Raw genomic sequence first — 14,947 nt, 5'->3', positions numbered from 1 at the left:
GTGGGTGTCAGGCGGCCGGGTCGGCGCGCACGGGCTCGCGCACGCCGTCGCGGCCGAGCTGCACGATCCGCCACACGGCGCCCGCGAGCAGCACGACGAGCGTCAGGTTGCGCAGCCCCTCGACGGTGATCATGCCGGGCTCTCCTGCGAGGAACTCCCCGTACGCCACGGGGTACACGATCTGCGTGCCGAGCGCGGCGAGCAGCGCCCCGACGGCCGGCGGCGCCCACATGCGGCGCGTGCCCGGGCCGGCGAGGGCGATGGCGGCGGCCAGCGGCGGGCCGACCCAGGCCACGAACTGGGGCGAGCCGACCTTGTTGAACACGATGAGCGAGAGCAGCAGGGCTGCGGTGCTGAGCAGCAGGATGTCGCCGGCGTGGTCGGGGCGCCGGTGCGCCGTCCACCAGGTGAGGGCGGCGAGCAGCAGCACGGCGACGGGGAGCAGCACGTCCAGCAGCTCGGCCACGTGCTGCGCGGCCTGGCCCTGCACCTCGTACGTGTAGATGACGTCGTTGTACTCGATCGTCACCGACGGGTCCCACAGCCGCGCCACGCTGAACCAGGTGGCGAACACCGACTCGGCCTGCAGGGTGCGGGCCTCCTGCTGGCCGAAGACGGAGAACGCGCGCTGCCCGGCGCCCCCGGCGAGGGCGAGGCCGACGACGACGGCGCTGACGACCGCGCCCGGCACGACGACCTGCCGCCACAGGTCGCGCCATCGTGCGCGGGTGGCGGCGAGGGCCACGACGACGGCGCCCGGTGCGATCTTGATCCAGGCCCCGGCGGTGGCGACGGCGGCAGCGAGCGCGGGACGCCGGGAGGCGATCACCAGGGCGATCAGGATGAGCGGCGCGACGACGCCGTCGAGCCGGCCGACGAAGATGGGGCCGAGCGCGACGAGGAAGGCGAGCCACCACCAGGCACCGAGCACGCCGCGCGGGGCGGCGCGCACGAGCACGACGGTGGCGACGGCGTCGAGCACGACGACCATCGCGGTCCAGACGATCTCGTACCCCAGCAGGCCGCCCGAGACGAGGGCGGGCAGGGTGACGGGGACGAGCGCGCCGACGGGGTACACCCAGTCGTAGTCGAGCACGGGCCACTGCCCCGTGGTGAGGCCGTGACGGGCCCACCACTCGTAGAGGGTGACGTCGCCGTAGATCGTGTTTCCCCAGCGGATCGCCTGGTGCACCACCCACACGTGCACGGCGACGAAGCCGAGCGCCAGCAGCCACCGGGACCGCAGCGCGGCGCCGAGCGGACCCGGGGCGCGGCGGGCAGAGGCGGTCGTCGTGGGTGGCACGAGCGACATGGTGACAGACCCTCCTCGGCGGTGCCCCGGAACGGCGAGGAGGATGCGAGATACGGTGATGGACGTCTAGAGTTTCGGACACCCGAAACCTGCTGACCGGAGGACCTCGTGACCCGACCGCCCGTCGAGCCCGCCCCCGCCGTCGTCCCGGCACCGCCCGGGCGTGCGGGCCGTGGCGTGCGTCCCGCGCGGCTGGTGGCCCTGCTCGGCCCGGCGTTCGTCGCCGCCATCGCGTACGTGGACCCGGGGAACGTCGCGGCCAATCTCACGGCCGGCGCCCGGTTCGGGTACCTGCTCGTGTGGGTGCTCGTCGTCGCGAACGTCATGGCGGTGCTGGTGCAGTACCTGTCCGCCAAGCTGGGCGTGGTCACCGGCCGGTCGCTGCCCGAGGTGCTCGGGGAACGACTCTCGCGCCGCGGGCGCGTGGCCTATTGGCTGCAGGCGGAGGTCGTCGCCATGGCCACCGACGTCGCCGAGGTGATCGGCGGCGCCATCGCCCTGCACCTGCTGTTCGGCGTGCCGCTGGTGCTCGGGGGCCTCATCACCGGCGTCGTGTCGATGGTGGTGCTCTCGGTGCAGCAGCGGCGCGGCCAGCGCGTCTTCGAGTCGGTCGTGACGTCGATGCTCGTGGTGCTGACGGTCGGGTTCTGCGCGGGCCTCTTCTTCGCCCCGCCCGACCTGGGCGCGCTGCTCGGCGGGCTCGTGCCCCGGCTCGACGGCCCCGAGTCGGTGCTGCTGGCCGCCTCCATGCTTGGCGCCACGGTGATGCCGCACGCGATCTACCTGCACTCCTCGCTCGCGCGCGACCGGGTGCGGCACGACGCGCGCGTGCGGCAGCAGCACCTGCTCGCCGCCGGTGCGGCGGACGGGGACGCCGTCGAGCCCGGCCCGCCCTCGACGGCGACCGTGCGCCGCCTGCTCACGGCGACCCGGTGGGACGTCGTCGCGGCGCTGGTGCTGGCGGGAGGCGTGAACATCGCGATGCTGCTGCTCGCCGCAGCGAACCTGCCGGGGCGTGCCGGCACCGACTCCATCGAAGGTGCGCACGCCGCCATCGAGGCCTCGCTCGGCCCGACCGTCGCCGTGCTCTTCGGGGTGGGGCTGCTCGCGTCCGGGCTCGCGTCGACCTCGGTCGGGGCGTACGCCGGCGCCGAGATCATGGCCGGCCTGCTGCGGGTGCGCGTCTCGCTGCTGGCCCGGCGACTGGTCACCCTGGTGCCCGCGATCATCCTGCTCGCGACGGGAGTCTCGCCCACGTGGCTGCTGGTGGTGAGCCAGGTGGTGCTGAGCTTCGGCATCCCGTTCGCGATGGTCCCGCTGGTGCGCATCACCCGCGACGCCGGCCTGCTCGGCGGGTTCCGCAACGGCGTCGCCACCCAGGCCGCCGCCTGGACGGTCGCGGCCGTCATCGTCGCGCTCAACGTCGCCCTCCTCTGGCTCACGTTCACCACCTGACGCCGAGGGAGTCCCCACCCTGCCGAGGTAGTTGGGGCCGTGCCGAGGTAGTGCGAGCCCTGCCGAGGTAGTCCACACCGTGCCGAGGTAGTCCACACCGTGCCGAGGTAGTGCGGGCCGTGCCGAGGTGGTCAGCCCTCCAGCGCGGACTGCAGCCGGTCGACGAGCGCGGCCTGGGCGCTGACGACCAGGCGCCGCGCGTCGTCCGGCCCGAACCAGGCGACGCGGTCGATCTCCGGCACCTCGATACGACGGCCCGACCGCGGCGGCCACTCGATCTCGACGGTGTTGCTGCGCACCTGGTCCAGGTCCGGCCCGGGCGGGGGCCACTCGCGCGCCCACGCGAGGACGCGCTTGCCGGACTTCTGGCGCACCTCCCCGAGGTCGACGTCAGGGGTCGACGGCGGGGGGAGCGGCAGGCCGAGCTCCTCGGCCGCCTCGCGCAGGGCGGCGGCGTGCGGCTCCTCGTCCGGCTCGAGCTCGCCCTTGAGGACCGTCCACGCGCCCTCGTCCTTGCGCGCCCAGAACGGCCCGCCCATGTGCCCGAGCAGCACCTCGAGCCCTCCGTCGGACGTGGTCCGGTAGAGCAGGAGGCCCGCGCTGGTCGTCGCCATGCCCTCAGCATCCTCGCCCGGACAGGCTGAGACCGAGTATCGCTTGACGTGAGACGCCGTCGCGGGTCACGATGGGGGGAGACCGGCGGCGCCAATCCACCAGCCTTGGCGGCGCCGGTCGTCCTTCTCCCGGGCCCGGAACGACGGACCCCCGCGCAGAGAGAGGTCGTCGATGACCCGCACCGCCCCCGTCATGCCCGGCGTGACCGCCCCCGACTACGACGTCTCGCAGCCGCTGGACCTCGACTACGTGGGCGCGTTCGCCGACGTCAAGCCCGAGGAGCGTGCCCACCAGCTCGCCGTCCGCGAGTTCGTCCAGGACGAGGTGCTGCCCGTCATCGACGGCTACTGGGAGCGCGCCGAGGTGCCGTTCGACCTCGTGAAGAAGCTCGCCGAGCGCGACTTCCTGCGCGACGGCGTCGACGTGCCCGGCCGCCCCTCCGTGTCGTTCATGGCCGAGGGCCTCGCCAGCATGGAGATGTCCCGCGGCGACGGCTCCGTCGCCACGATCTGCGGCGTCCAGGGCGGCCTCGCGCTGCGCTCGATCGTCATGCACGGCTCGCCCGAGCAGGTCGAGCGGTACGCGGGGCCGATGGCGCGCGGAGAGATCCTCGGCGCGTTCGCGCTCACGGAGCCCACCCACGGCTCCGACTCGGTCTCGCTGGAGACCACGGCCCGCAAGGAGACCCGCGACGGCGTCGAGGGCTACGTCCTGGACGGCGAGAAGAAGTGGATCGGCTTCGGCTCCTGCGGCGACATCACCGTCGTCTGGGCCCGGCTCGTCGGGGACGACGGCGACAACCAGGTGCACGGCTTCATCGTGCCGCAGGACGCCCCCGGGTACACCGCCACCACCATCGAGGGCAAGGTGTCGCTGCGCGCCATCTGGCAGGCGCACATCGTGCTCGACGATGTGTTCGTCCCCGCAGACGCCGCCCTCCCCGGCGCGACGTCGTTCAAGGCGACCGCAGCCGTCCTCTTCGCGACCCGCCTCGCCGTCGCCTGGTCCGCCGTCGGGCACGCCGTCGCCTGCTACGAGGCCGCAGCCGCCTACTCCACGCAGCGCATCCAGTTCGGCCGCCCCCTGGCCAAGAACCAGATGGTGCAGGAGCGGCTGACCCGCATGCTGTCGCTCGTGACGCAGATGCAGCTGCTGGTCGCGCAGATCACCCGTCTCGCGGACGCCGGCACCCTCACCGGCGAGCAGGCCTCCCTCGCCAAGTACACGACGACGCGGCAGGCGCGCGAGGTCGCCTCCATCGCGCGCGACATGCTCGGCGGCAACGGCATCCTGCTCGGCAACCGCGTCGCCCGGCACTTCGCCGACCTCGAGGCGCTGCACACCTACGAGGGCACCGAGTCGATGCAGGCGCTCATCGTCGGCCGCGACATCACCGGGGTCTCGGCCTTCGCCTGACCTGACCCGACCGGCACCACGACGGGGACCTGCGCAACCGCGCGGGTCCCCGTCGTCGTGCACACGCCAGGCGTCCTCACGTCGACGAGCGCTAGCCGCGATAGAGCGCTTTATGCATGTGTTTCAGTTGCTTCTGAGCCGATTGGACAGCAGGACCACGAGAGGTGAGCCAGGCCGCACGGATTCCCCTTTCGAGAAGAGAGTTGACGATGAAGACAACTCGACCCGGCGCAAATCTCCGGCAACGCAGGACGACAGTTGCACTCATGCTGCTCGCCGTGGCGACGGTGAGCCTGGCCTTCGTCCCTGCATTCCACGCCAGCGCGGCCGCGTTCTGGTTTGCGGGACTCGTCGTCATCCTCGCCGCTGGAGTTATAGCGCTCAGGGGGGACCGCCGGCGCCGCACGTCGGCTGCGATAGCGGCCATCGCGATCGCGGTCGTGGCGGCGGTCGTGGCCGTCGGGACCGTGCGCGCCACATACGTCGCCGCCGGGTCTGTGACGGGCGCTGAACCCTTCGCGAACCACCCCGCAACGATGACCCGGACTCTGCCTGCGTCAGCAGTGCCCTCAGGTCGGAGCGCCGACGTCGCCGGGCCGGTCACCCAGGAGGTGGCCGCGGTTGTCGGTCAAGCCGCTGCGATCCGCGGGGAGCGCTCTCCGGCCGGCGCCGCACGCTGCTGAGCAGGGCCGACATCCGTCGGCTCAATACGCAGACATGTCCAGCGCCTCGCGCAGCTGAGGTCAGGGTCCGAGGTCGACCGTGACGACGTCCGGGAGCGCGAGGGCGTCCCAGAACGCGGCAGCCGGAGCGCCCGCCGCCACCTGGCCCACCGACACGAGCCAGGCGGTCAGCACCATGCCGTGCGTCGCGACCACCAGGTCGTGCCCGCCCGCCCGGTCGCGGACGCCGTCGTCGAACCGCCGTGCCGCCTCGGCCGTGGTCTCCCAGCCGTCGTGACGCCCGTCGTGCGCGCCTTGGACCCAGGCCTGGCGCACCGTCCGGAAGCCTGGAGCGACCGGCTCGGCCGGGCGCCGCACCTCGGCGAACCGCGGGTCGACGGGGACGTCGGCGACGCCGAGGGCCAGGGCGAGGGTCTCGACCGCCTTGCGCTCGGGGCTCGCGACGACGCGGGCGTCCTGCGGGAGCCGGAGGCGGCGTGCCGCCTCGCGACCAGCGCACGTCAGCGGCCACGCCTCCGGAAGGGCGTCCGCGGTGACTTCCGGCTCGGCGTGCCGGAGCAGGGTGATCCGCACCCGCGCAGTATCGCGTCCGACGGCGTCAGAGCGGCAGTTCGGTCACAGCGCGGCAGTTCGAACTGCCGCCCGGAACACGAACTGCCGCTCCGATCATGGTCAGGGCGCGACGGCGGCCGCGGTGGCCTGGGCCTGCTCGCGACGGTGCACGCGCCACCAGACGAAGAACCCGGTCAGCGTGAACGCGCCGTAGAACACGTACATCAGCGCGGTCGCGTAGTACTGCGCCGACCAGAGCAGCGGCACGCCGACGACGTCGACCGCGACCCACACGAGCCAGAACTCCACCCACCCCTTCGCCATGCCGTACGTGGCGACCAGAGAGCCCATGAAGATCCAGGCGTCCGACCACACGGGCTCGTAGGAGCCGAGCGCGCGGAACAGCGGCGTGAGGAGCAGGGTGCCGCCCACCATGACGACGACGATCCCCACGCGTGCCCGCCAGGAGGCCCAGTGCGGGTGCACCGCCGAGCCGCCCTCGGCGGGGACCTTGCCGTCGGCGCGCACGTCGAGGTCGGCGCGCTGGGTGCGCCGCCACTGCACCCAGCCGTAGATCGACACGATCAGGAACATCACCTGGCGGCCCGCCTGGCCGAGCATGTCGGCGCGGCTGGAGTCGCCGAACCACGAGCCCATGAAGACGGTGAACAGCACGAGGTTGCCGACGATGCCGACGGGCCACGCCCACACCTTGCGGCGCATGCCGCCGAGCGCGGAGGCGAGGCCGAACAGGTTGCCGACGATCTCTCGCCACGACATCTGCTGGTCGCCGATGGTCAGCGTGGCGTTGAAGAACGCGTCGATCGCGTCCATCGTTCACTCTCCCGGTCCGAGCGTGCGGGCGTCCGGGGTGAGGGCTGACGCTCGCCGAGGACGGCTCACGGCCGTCGCCGACGACACGACGCCCGGCGGCACCCACCCGTGGCCGGGCGCGTGCCGCACGTGCTTCCTCCCATCCGGACTTTGACCGTCGGCCCTGGAATCTCACCAGGTCAGCCGGCCTCCCGAAGGAGGCCGGGTCGCGGGCTGTCACCGCCGGCTCGGAATTTCACCGACCCCGGAGCACGTACGTGCGTGTCTTCCACCGCCGGAGGTCCCGGCGGCGTCCTGCACAACGCAGGATGCCACAGGGTCATTCCGGCGTGTTCAGGAGAGCGCGTCGCGGACGGCGCGGGCCACGTCGTCGGGCCCCGCGCCGGGCTCCAGGACGGTGACGACGACGCGCCGTCCGTCGGAGCCGGTCGCGGACGTGCGGGGCGCAGCGTCGGCAGCGTCGGCGGCGTCGGCCGTCTCGCCCGCACGCACCTCGCTCGCCGCGGCGAGCTGCTCGTCCGTGTGCGGGAAGGGGGCGATCGCCGCGCGCCGCAGGTCGGCGAAGGCCTCCTCCAGCTCGGGGCGCAGGTCGAGGTGGGGGTGGCGCAGCCAGCGCCGCAGGATCGCGTTGTGCACCGCGACGACGGACGCGGCGAACGCGATCGACATCGTCGTGGTGGAACGGTCCGGGGGCAGCGTGTCACGCAGGTAGGCGGTGAAGGCGCGCTCGTAGCGGTGGGTGGTGACGAGCTCGCGGTCGCGCAGCGCGGGCACCTGCTGCAGGAGCTGGTGGCGGGCGATCGACGTCTCGCGCTGGCCCACGTGGTGGTCGAAGACGAGCCGTGCCGCCCGGCACACCTCGAGGTACGGGTCGGTGGCCGGGTCCCACGCCCGCTCGGGCGCGCGGCCGGACTCCTCGCTCGCGCGGGCCTCGGGCCGCGTCTCGGCGAGCATCACCACGACCTCCTCGAGGAGCAGCTCGTGGTCGGCGAAGACCACGTCCTCCTTGGAGCGGAAGCGGCGGAAGAAGGTGGCACGGCTGACGCGTGCCGCGTCGGCGATCTCCTCGACGGTGGTCTGCTCGTAGCCCTGCCGGGAGAAGAGGTCGATCGCGGCGTCGACGGCCTGGGCGTGGGTGTGCGTCCGGACGGCGGTCATGTCACGGAGGTTACTCCGGCGGCGCGTCCCCACCCGCGGACGTCCGCTCGCCCCCGGGCCCGCGGGCGTCAGCCGTGCTTGCGGCGGTCGTCCCGCCGGTCGCGCCGCGGCTCGTCGAACCGGGCGTCGGCAGGACGGCGGGAGCGCTGCAGGTACCGGATCTCGCGCACGGCGACGCCGACGGCGAGGAAGAACGGGATCCACGCCCACAGCCGCCCGCGCAGGACGATCGAGAGCATCGCGACCGCGACCACGCACGCGCCGAAGACCGTCCAGACGCTGGCCCACCGCACGTTGCGCACGGGGGGAGGCTACCGCTGCAGGTGCCCGGGCGGCGGTGTCGGGGCGGCGTGGGCGGGCGTGGGTAGGGTGGCGGGCGTGACTTCCGCGACCGCCACGGCCCCCGAGACCGCGCCCGAGACCACGTCCGCCCCGTCGACCGTGCCGGTCGTCGACGTCTACGTCGACCCGCTGTGCCCGTTCGCCTGGATCACGTCCCGCTGGGCGCTGGAGGTGGCCGAGCACCGCGACGTGCGCCTCACGTTCCGCCTGATGAGCCTGTACCTGCTCAACGAGGGCCGGGACCTCCCGGCGGACTACCGGGCCAAGATCGACGCGTCGCGCGGCATCGGCCGCGTCGCGGCCGCGGTCCAGACGGACCACGGCCCGGAGGCGTTCAGCGCGTTCTACACGGCGGCCGGCACGCGCATCCACCCCGGCGGGCGCACGGACTTCGACGGGGTCGCCCGGGAGGCGCTGGCGGAGGCCGGGCTCCCCGCCGCGCTCGCCGACGCTGCGACGTCCGAGGACTACGACGCCGACCTCGCCGTCTCGCACGAGGAGGGCATGAAGCCCGTGGGGGAGGAGGTCGGCACGCCGACCATCCACGTCGACGGCGTCGCGTTCTTCGGCCCCGTGCTGACGCGCGTGCCCCGCGGCGAGGACGCGGTGCGGATCTTCGACGGAGCGGTCGCGCTCGCGTCGTTCCCCGACTTCTTCGAGCTCAAGCGCTCGCGCACCTCTTCGCCGACCTTCGACTGACCCGCCGCGCCATCCCCGCCGTCCACCGCTCCACCCGAGAGGCGAACCCGTGACCCTCGACCTGCGTGTCTTCACCGAGCCCCAGCAGGGCGCGTCCTACGACGACCTGCTCGCCGTCGCCCAGGCGACCGAGACCCTCGGCTTCAGCGCGTTCTTCCGCTCCGACCACTACCTGACGATGGGCGGCGACGGCCTGCCCGGCCCGACCGACGCCTGGACGACGCTCGCCGGCCTCGCCCGCGACACGTCCACCGTGCGGCTGGGCACCCTCGTCACCTCCGCGACGTTCCGGCACCCGGGGGTGCTGGCGATCCAGGTCGCGCAGGTGGACCAGATGTCCGGCGGCCGCGTCGAGCTCGGCCTGGGCGCAGGCTGGTTCGCCCGCGAGCACGAGGCGTACGGCATCCCCTTCCCCGCGAAGCGGTTCGGCCTGCTGGAGGAGCAGCTGGAGATCCTCACCGGGCTGTGGGGCACGCCCGTGGGCGGCTCGTACTCCTTCGAGGGCGAGCACTACACGCTCACCGACTCCCCGGCGCTCCCCAAGCCGGCGCAGGCGAAGATCCCCGTCATCGTGGGCGGCGGCGGTCCCCGCCGGACGCCGGCGCTCGCGGCACGGTTCGGCGACGAGTACAACCAGGCGTTCCCCGAGCTCGACACCGTGGCGACGCGCATCACGGTGATCGACGACGCCCTGGCGGAGGCAGGCCGGACCCCCGACTCGATCGTGCAGTCCGTGGCGCTCGTGCTGGCGGTGGGCCAGGACGAGGCAGAGTTCGCGCGTCGTGCCGCGGCGATCGGGCGCGAGCCGGCCGAGCTGCGCGAGCACGGCGTCGCCGGCACGGTCGCGGAAGCCGTCGACCGGCTCGGGACGCTGCGCGACCAGGGCGTCCAGCGGGTGTACCTGCAGGTGCTGGACCTGCACGACCTCGACCACCTGGACCTGGTGGCCCGCGAGGTCGCGACACAGCTCTGACCCGAGCACCGACCACCGAGCCCCGGCCGGGCGTGCCCCGTCCCCTGCAACGGCGGGGGCGGGGCGCGCGCGTGTGTCGTCAGCGCGCGGCGGCGACCGCCTCCGCGAGGGTGCCGCCCTGTCCGGGCACGAGGTCGGCCCACACCTCCGCGATGCGGTCGCGTACGTCCTCCCCGAGCCCCTTCCCCTCGCAGTATGAGGTGATGGACAGGTAGGTGTGCTTCCACAGCGGTTGCGCTTCGGCGAGGTCGAACGGCGCGTTCGGATGGTTGGCGATCTGCCCCATGCGCGCGCTGCTCAAGGGCAAATTTCGCGCCTCGTCGAGCACCTCGCGCGGGACGGCGTAGTTCGCGAGTAGCGACATCACTACTTGTCCCTCCGGGTCGGGGTCGTGCAGGAGTTCGCGCATGACCGCGACAGGAAGGTCATCGGCGTCTGCGGCCGCGAACCGCTGTTCAATATCGGCGGAGCGCGCCCAGGCACGCAGGTCGTCCTCACGGGTCATGGCTTTGATCCTAGGAGGGCCAGCGACAGTTCTTCTTGCTGCACGGCTTGGTGTAGTTGGTCCACCCGCTGCCGGTGATCGTGCCGCTAGGCGTGAGGCCGGTGAAGGTCATCTTGAACTTGACCTTCTTCCCTCCCATGCTGCTGGAGGTGCGGACCCACTGGATCGCGTCGCCCGGGGTGCGCCACTCGTCGTAGTCGGTGCCGCGGAACTTCGAAACAGCGTAGGCCTGAGCCTTCACCGTGACGTATCGGCTCATCTTCCGGTTGCCCACCCGCCTGAAGTTCTCGTCCACCTTGGTGGTCCTCGTTGCCGGGTTGATCGTGAACCGGAAGTCGATCCGGTCCTGCATCGTGCAGAACAGGATGCCCCCGATCTTGCAGGTGTAGTACGCGAGGTAGTCCCTCATCAGCCACGCGTACCCGTTCGAGGTGGCGTGGTTCGTCTTCACACCGGGCCCGATCGCCATGGTGGTAGCGGCGCCCGAGGTGTACGGGTCCGACTGGAACGACGGCGCGTCGGTGAACGTCGCGGCCACGGCCGTCGGCTGCTCCGCGGGCGCGAACTCGTCGACGGGTGCCGAACCGGGGCCGACGATCCGGTCGGCGACGTCCGAGTCGAGCGGGGTGTCGCTGGTCAGGGAGTCCGCGATGGCGTCGAGCTGGTCGGTACTGTCCACCGCGCTCAGGCCCGGGAACGCGAGGCCCTGGTCCGCCGCTTCGTCGAAGAAGGCGGCGGCTGCCCGCTTCCCCTCCTGCTTCACGATGCTGTCGACGACGTCCTCGATCGTGGTGTCGCCCGTGACCGCGAACCCGATGGTGTCAGGGTCCTCCGCGGGCGGGGTGCCGTCGATGACAGCGTCGTAGCCGGTGGTCGCGACGGTCGGCGCCGACGCAGGGGGCACGCCGGTCGGAGGCGTCTCTGTGATTGCCGGGGTGGCGGTGACCGTTGTCGCGCCGGCCAGAACCAGCGCGGTTCCGAGAGCGGTCAGTGCGGTGACGCCCCAGGGCAGGTGATCTCTCATTCGATTCTCCCGTTCCCTCCGATCTGACGGGATGGCTGGTTGGCCTCCCATGCGGACGGTAGTCCGGCCATAGCGTCAATGCACGCTCGAGACAACAGCTCGGCCGTCGCCCACCTGCCGGGCCGTGGCGCACCAGAGGATGCCCGGAGGCTGGCAAGGTGGCCCCGTGGATTTGCAACAGACGCAAGATGCGCTGGTGAAGACGCTCATCGCTGAGCGCGCGGCGTCCGGGCTGACGAACGCCCAGCTTGCCGCGGCGGTGGGCGTCTCCGAGGAGTCCATGACGCGCTACGTGCGCGGCCGCCGCGAGGTGCCGACCCCGGTCCTCATCAGGACCGTGGACGCCCTCGGGCTCACGATGGTCGAGTTCTGGCGCAGGGTCGAGGAGCGCGCCGCGGCGGCCAGCGACTGACCCAGCCTTGCCGGGCTGGCCGAGCGTGGCGCGATGCTGTGACCTGCGGCAACAGTCTGCCGAGGCCATGGTCTCAGCCGCTGGACGCGCCCGCCGACAACCCGTGACACGCCTCGGCGCCGTGACTATATTGACGATCGGACGACGAGGTGGCCCGCTCTCGAGCGGGGCACCTCGTGCCGTCTCAGGGGGCAGCACCGTCACGACGTCATGACGACGCATCCGACGACGAGGTCGATCACACCGGGCGGTCCCGGGCGCGCGGCCCCACGCCGTCGCGCACCAGGACGCGGGCGCCCGGTCGACCGAACGGCCCGGCACGGGCCGTCGCTGCTGCGCCCGGAGGACACGTCATGTCCGTCTCCGAGTTCGACCGTCTCGTCGTCACCCCCCGCCGGACCCAGCACGTCCGGTCCCGACCACGGCCCACCGGGCCCACCGAGGAACGGCGTCCGACCGCCCCGCCGCGCGACGAGAACGCCGCCGCACGGTCCCCGTCGCTCGGCCTGATCATGATGCTCGCGACGCTCGGCGTCGTCGCCTACGCGGTGTTCCTGCTCAACCCGGCCAACCGTGGCGACGCGCTGCCGTACGTCATGGTCATCACCGCGGAGACGGTCCTCGTGGCCCAGGCCCTCCTCGCGATGTGGACCGTCCTGTCGAGCGGCTACGACCCGCGCGGCTTCGCGTTCCACCACGCCCAGGACCGCCTGTTCGACCTGCCCGAGATCGTCCGGGACGAGGCGGAGGACGACCCGAGCCGCTGGAGGCTGTACCTGCACGACCGGCCGGTCACGGTGGACGTCTTCATCACGACTTACGGCGAGAGCCTCGACACGATCGCGCGCACGGTGCGCGCCGCGGTCGCGATGCGGGGCGCGCACCGCACCTGGGTGCTCGACGACGGCAGGTCCGACGCGGTGCGCGACCTGACCGCCACGCTCGGCGCGCGCTACGTGCGGCGGCTGTCGAGCCACGGCGCGAAGGCCGGGAACGTCAACCACGCGCTCACGATCGCCAAGGGCGAGTACTTCGTCATCCTCGACGCGGACTTCGTGCCGCGGCCGGACCTGCTCGTCGAGACCGTGCCGTTCTTCGCCGAGGACGACGTCGCGTTCGTGCAGACGCCGCAGACGTACGGCAACCTCGACAACCTCGTCTCCCGCGGGGCGGGATACATGCAGGCGGTGTTCTACCGGTTCGTCCAGCCCGGCCGGAACCGGTTCAACGCGGCGTTCTGCGTCGGCACCAACGTGATCTTCCGGCGGGCGGCGATCGACGACGTCGGCGGGATGTACACGGACTCGAAGTCCGAGGACGTGTGGACGTCCTTGCTCCTGCACGAGCGCGGCTGGCGGACGGTCTACATCCCGACCGTGCTCGCGCTGGGTGACACCCCGGAGACCGTCGAGGCGTACACGAAGCAGCAGCTGCGGTGGGCCACGGGCGGGTTCGAGATCATGCTGCAGCACAACCCGCTCAGCCCCCGGCGGCGGCTCACCCTGGACCAGCGCCTGCAGTACACGGTGACCGCGACCCACTACCTGACCGGCATCGCGCCGCTCGTGCTGCTCCTCGTGCCGCCGCTGCAGATCTACCTGGACCTCACGCCGATGGACCTGACGATCTCGTGGGGCACGTGGCTGCTGTACTACGCCGGCTTCTACGCCATGCAGATCGCGATCGCGTTCTTCACGCTCGGCTCGTTCCGCTGGGAGGTGCTGATGCTCGCGTCGGTGTCCTTCCCGATCTACACCAAGGCCCTGTGGAACGCGCTGACGGGCAAGGAGCAGGCCTGGCACGTCACGGGCCGGGCCGGGCGGGCCGAGTCGCCGTTCAACTTCATGGTGCCGCAGGTGCTGTTCTTCGCCTTCCTGCTCATCACCTCGGCGGTAGGGGTGTGGAAGGAGTGGGGCGACCCGTGGCCGAGCCTCGCGCTCGCGTGGAACGTCACCAACACGCTCATCCTCGGCGCGTTCGTCGTCACGGCGGGCCGCGAGGCTCGTCAGGCGCGCCGCGGGGCGGTGGCCGCCCGGCACGCCGCGGCGCCCCCCGAGACGACCCCCGGGACGACGACGCCCGGCCTCGTTCCCGCGCTCGTCCCGGCCACCGGAGGTGCCGCATGACCTGGACCAACCGCCTGCGTCTCGTCGGGGGCCTGCTCGGGGTGGTGCTGCTGTGCGCGGCGCTCACGCTGGTGCTGAACCGGCGGGAGGGCCAGGCCACATCGTCGACCGCGACGATCGCCGCCGAGACCCTCGACGTCGGCACGGACTACGCGGGGACCGTCACCCGGTCCTTCGTGGAGCCCGGGGACGAGGTGCACGCCGGCGACCCGCTGCTGGTGCTGCGCAGCCTCACCCTCCAGCACGACCTGGCCGTCGGACTCGTCGGCAAGGAGGCCTCCGCCTACGAGGTCACCGACGACGGCAGGATGACCGTCGTCGCGCCCGCCGACGGGACCGTCACGGACGTCGCAGTCGGGCTCGGCGGCTTCGCCCAGGCGGGGGAGGTCCTGGCCTCGGTGGAGCGTCGCGGCTCGCTTTTCGTCGACGCCCGGCTGGTGCTCGACCCCGCCGACTTCGCCCGCGTCCGGGACGGCGCGCCCGTCACGGTCGTGCTGCCCGACCAGGCCGAGCTCGAGGGGACGGTGTCCGCGGTCGCGGTCCGCAACACCCGGAACCAGGCGGAGGCGACGGTCGAGGTGCGCAGCGACGGTCTGGTCCGGGGCGCGGAGAACGGCCTCGTCATGTCCGGCACGCCCGTCACCGCCGTCATCGAGCTGCACGACGAGGGTGCGCTCGCGGGCGTCGACGCGGCGTTCGACGAGTTCCTGCGCAAGGTGGGGCTGTGACGGCCCGCGGCACGCCGGCGGCTGCCGGCACCGCGGGGGTGGCGGCCGCCGCGCTGCTGCACGGCGGCTGCGGCCTGCTCGGCGGAGCGGCGCCCGCGGCACCGCCGGCCACC

At 72.6% G+C, this 14,947-nt stretch carries 16 protein-coding genes and 1 riboswitch; of the genes, 8 read left to right on the top strand and 8 right to left on the bottom strand.

Going from position 1 to position 14,947, the window contains the following annotated elements; genetic code table 11:
- Positions 1 to 7: 7 nt before the first annotated feature.
- Positions 8 to 1,303 (bottom strand): glycosyltransferase 87 family protein, encoded by a 1,296-nt coding sequence (locus ACFT55_RS03335; RefSeq protein ID WP_380241451.1) that lies wholly within the window; start codon positions 1,301 to 1,303, stop codon positions 8 to 10.
- Positions 1,304 to 1,420: 117 nt separating this feature from the next.
- Here ACFT55_RS03335 and ACFT55_RS03330 point away from each other — a divergent pair, with 117 nt between their 5' ends.
- Entirely contained in the window at positions 1,421 to 2,767 is a 1,347-nt protein-coding gene (locus tag ACFT55_RS03330) for an Nramp family divalent metal transporter (RefSeq protein WP_380241447.1), read from the top strand.
- Between the two features lie 131 nt (positions 2,768 to 2,898).
- Here the strand turns inward: ACFT55_RS03330 and ACFT55_RS03325 are convergent, their stop codons facing one another.
- Entirely contained in the window at positions 2,899 to 3,381 is a 483-nt protein-coding gene (locus ACFT55_RS03325) for an NUDIX domain-containing protein (RefSeq protein ID WP_380241445.1), read from the bottom strand.
- Between the two features lie 172 nt (positions 3,382 to 3,553).
- Between ACFT55_RS03325 and ACFT55_RS03320 the strand changes: the two genes are divergently transcribed.
- Positions 3,554 to 4,798 (top strand): acyl-CoA dehydrogenase family protein, encoded by a 1,245-nt coding sequence (locus ACFT55_RS03320; protein WP_380241444.1) that lies wholly within the window; start codon positions 3,554 to 3,556, stop codon positions 4,796 to 4,798.
- A gap of 266 nt (positions 4,799 to 5,064) precedes the next feature.
- The gene (locus tag ACFT55_RS03315) at positions 5,065 to 5,481 is read left to right on the top strand and encodes a hypothetical protein (RefSeq protein WP_380241442.1); all 417 of its coding nucleotides are present in this window, start codon (positions 5,065 to 5,067) and stop codon (positions 5,479 to 5,481) included.
- A gap of 60 nt (positions 5,482 to 5,541) precedes the next feature.
- Here the strand turns inward: ACFT55_RS03315 and ACFT55_RS03310 are convergent, their stop codons facing one another.
- The 4 genes from ACFT55_RS03310 to ACFT55_RS03295 form a co-directional block, all read right to left on the bottom strand.
- Positions 5,542 to 6,054, bottom strand: coding sequence for a histidine phosphatase family protein (locus ACFT55_RS03310; RefSeq protein ID WP_380241440.1), 513 nt, complete (start codon positions 6,052 to 6,054; stop codon positions 5,542 to 5,544).
- A gap of 99 nt (positions 6,055 to 6,153) precedes the next feature.
- Positions 6,154 to 6,867, bottom strand: a complete 714-nt coding sequence (gene pnuC / locus ACFT55_RS03305; protein WP_380241438.1) for a nicotinamide riboside transporter PnuC — start codon at positions 6,865 to 6,867, stop codon at positions 6,154 to 6,156.
- A gap of 125 nt (positions 6,868 to 6,992) precedes the next feature.
- A riboswitch (FMN riboswitch) is annotated at positions 6,993 to 7,124 on the bottom strand.
- A gap of 76 nt (positions 7,125 to 7,200) precedes the next feature.
- On the bottom strand, positions 7,201 to 8,025 hold the full coding sequence (locus ACFT55_RS03300) for a TetR family transcriptional regulator (RefSeq protein ID WP_380241436.1): 825 nt from the start codon (positions 8,023 to 8,025) through the stop codon (positions 7,201 to 7,203).
- 68 nt (positions 8,026 to 8,093) lie between these two features.
- Entirely contained in the window at positions 8,094 to 8,327 is a 234-nt protein-coding gene (locus ACFT55_RS03295; protein WP_380241434.1) for a hypothetical protein, read from the bottom strand.
- Between the two features lie 139 nt (positions 8,328 to 8,466).
- Here ACFT55_RS03295 and ACFT55_RS03290 point away from each other — a divergent pair, with 139 nt between their 5' ends.
- Complete coding sequence (locus ACFT55_RS03290; RefSeq protein ID WP_380241532.1) at positions 8,467 to 9,066, top strand: disulfide bond formation protein DsbA; 600 nt, start codon at positions 8,467 to 8,469, stop codon at positions 9,064 to 9,066.
- A gap of 49 nt (positions 9,067 to 9,115) precedes the next feature.
- Entirely contained in the window at positions 9,116 to 10,039 is a 924-nt protein-coding gene (locus ACFT55_RS03285; protein WP_380241432.1) for an LLM class F420-dependent oxidoreductase, read from the top strand.
- Positions 10,040 to 10,118: 79 nt separating this feature from the next.
- Here ACFT55_RS03285 and ACFT55_RS03280 read toward each other — a convergent pair whose 3' ends face one another.
- Positions 10,119 to 10,544 carry a hypothetical protein gene (locus tag ACFT55_RS03280; RefSeq protein WP_380241430.1) on the bottom strand — a complete coding sequence of 142 codons (426 nt, stop codon included), beginning with the start codon at positions 10,542 to 10,544 and terminating at the stop codon, positions 10,119 to 10,121.
- Between the two features lie 10 nt (positions 10,545 to 10,554).
- Positions 10,555 to 11,448 carry a hypothetical protein gene (locus ACFT55_RS03275; RefSeq protein ID WP_380241428.1) on the bottom strand — a complete coding sequence of 298 codons (894 nt, stop codon included), beginning with the start codon at positions 11,446 to 11,448 and terminating at the stop codon, positions 10,555 to 10,557.
- A 316-nt stretch (positions 11,449 to 11,764) separates the two neighbouring features.
- Here ACFT55_RS03275 and ACFT55_RS03270 point away from each other — a divergent pair, with 316 nt between their 5' ends.
- The 3 genes from ACFT55_RS03270 to ACFT55_RS03260 all read left to right on the top strand — a co-directional run bounded on the left by ACFT55_RS03270 (position 11,765) and on the right by ACFT55_RS03260 (position 14,834).
- Positions 11,765 to 11,980: a helix-turn-helix domain-containing protein gene (locus ACFT55_RS03270; protein WP_380241426.1), complete on the top strand. Its 216-nt coding sequence runs from the start codon at positions 11,765 to 11,767 to the stop codon at positions 11,978 to 11,980.
- Positions 11,981 to 12,333: 353 nt separating this feature from the next.
- Positions 12,334 to 14,106: a glycosyltransferase family 2 protein gene (locus ACFT55_RS03265; RefSeq protein ID WP_380241424.1), complete on the top strand. Its 1,773-nt coding sequence runs from the start codon at positions 12,334 to 12,336 to the stop codon at positions 14,104 to 14,106.
- Positions 14,103 to 14,834 (top strand): HlyD family efflux transporter periplasmic adaptor subunit, encoded by a 732-nt coding sequence (locus ACFT55_RS03260; RefSeq protein ID WP_380241421.1) that lies wholly within the window; start codon positions 14,103 to 14,105, stop codon positions 14,832 to 14,834. The genes ACFT55_RS03265 and ACFT55_RS03260 overlap by 4 nt, the downstream gene beginning before the upstream one ends.
- The last annotated feature ends 113 nt before the right edge of the window (positions 14,835 to 14,947 follow it).

This window comes from Isoptericola sp. NPDC057191 (assembly GCF_042670225.1).
Taxonomy (GTDB): domain Bacteria; phylum Actinomycetota; class Actinomycetes; order Actinomycetales; family Cellulomonadaceae; genus Isoptericola.
Note: the sequence above shows the minus strand (reverse complement) of the source record. Positions and strands in the feature narration are given on the sequence as shown.

Bases quoted from the DNA above. Each gene is read 5' to 3' on its own strand.
- ACFT55_RS03260 (WP_380241421.1), top strand. From the start codon at position 14,103: ATGACCTGGACCAACCGCCTGCGTCTCGTCGGGGGCCTGCTCGGGGTG.
- ACFT55_RS03265 (WP_380241424.1), top strand. From the start codon at position 12,334: ATGTCCGTCTCCGAGTTCGACCGTCTCGTCGTCACCCCCCGCCGGACC.
- ACFT55_RS03325 (WP_380241445.1), bottom strand. From the start codon at position 3,381: ATGGCGACGACCAGCGCGGGCCTCCTGCTCTACCGGACCACGTCCGAC.
- ACFT55_RS03280 (WP_380241430.1), bottom strand. From the start codon at position 10,544: ATGACCCGTGAGGACGACCTGCGTGCCTGGGCGCGCTCCGCCGATATT.
- ACFT55_RS03315 (WP_380241442.1), top strand. From the start codon at position 5,065: ATGCTGCTCGCCGTGGCGACGGTGAGCCTGGCCTTCGTCCCTGCATTC.
- ACFT55_RS03320 (WP_380241444.1), top strand. From the start codon at position 3,554: ATGACCCGCACCGCCCCCGTCATGCCCGGCGTGACCGCCCCCGACTAC.
- pnuC (WP_380241438.1), bottom strand. From the start codon at position 6,867: ATGGACGCGATCGACGCGTTCTTCAACGCCACGCTGACCATCGGCGAC.
- ACFT55_RS03300 (WP_380241436.1), bottom strand. From the start codon at position 8,025: ATGACCGCCGTCCGGACGCACACCCACGCCCAGGCCGTCGACGCCGCG.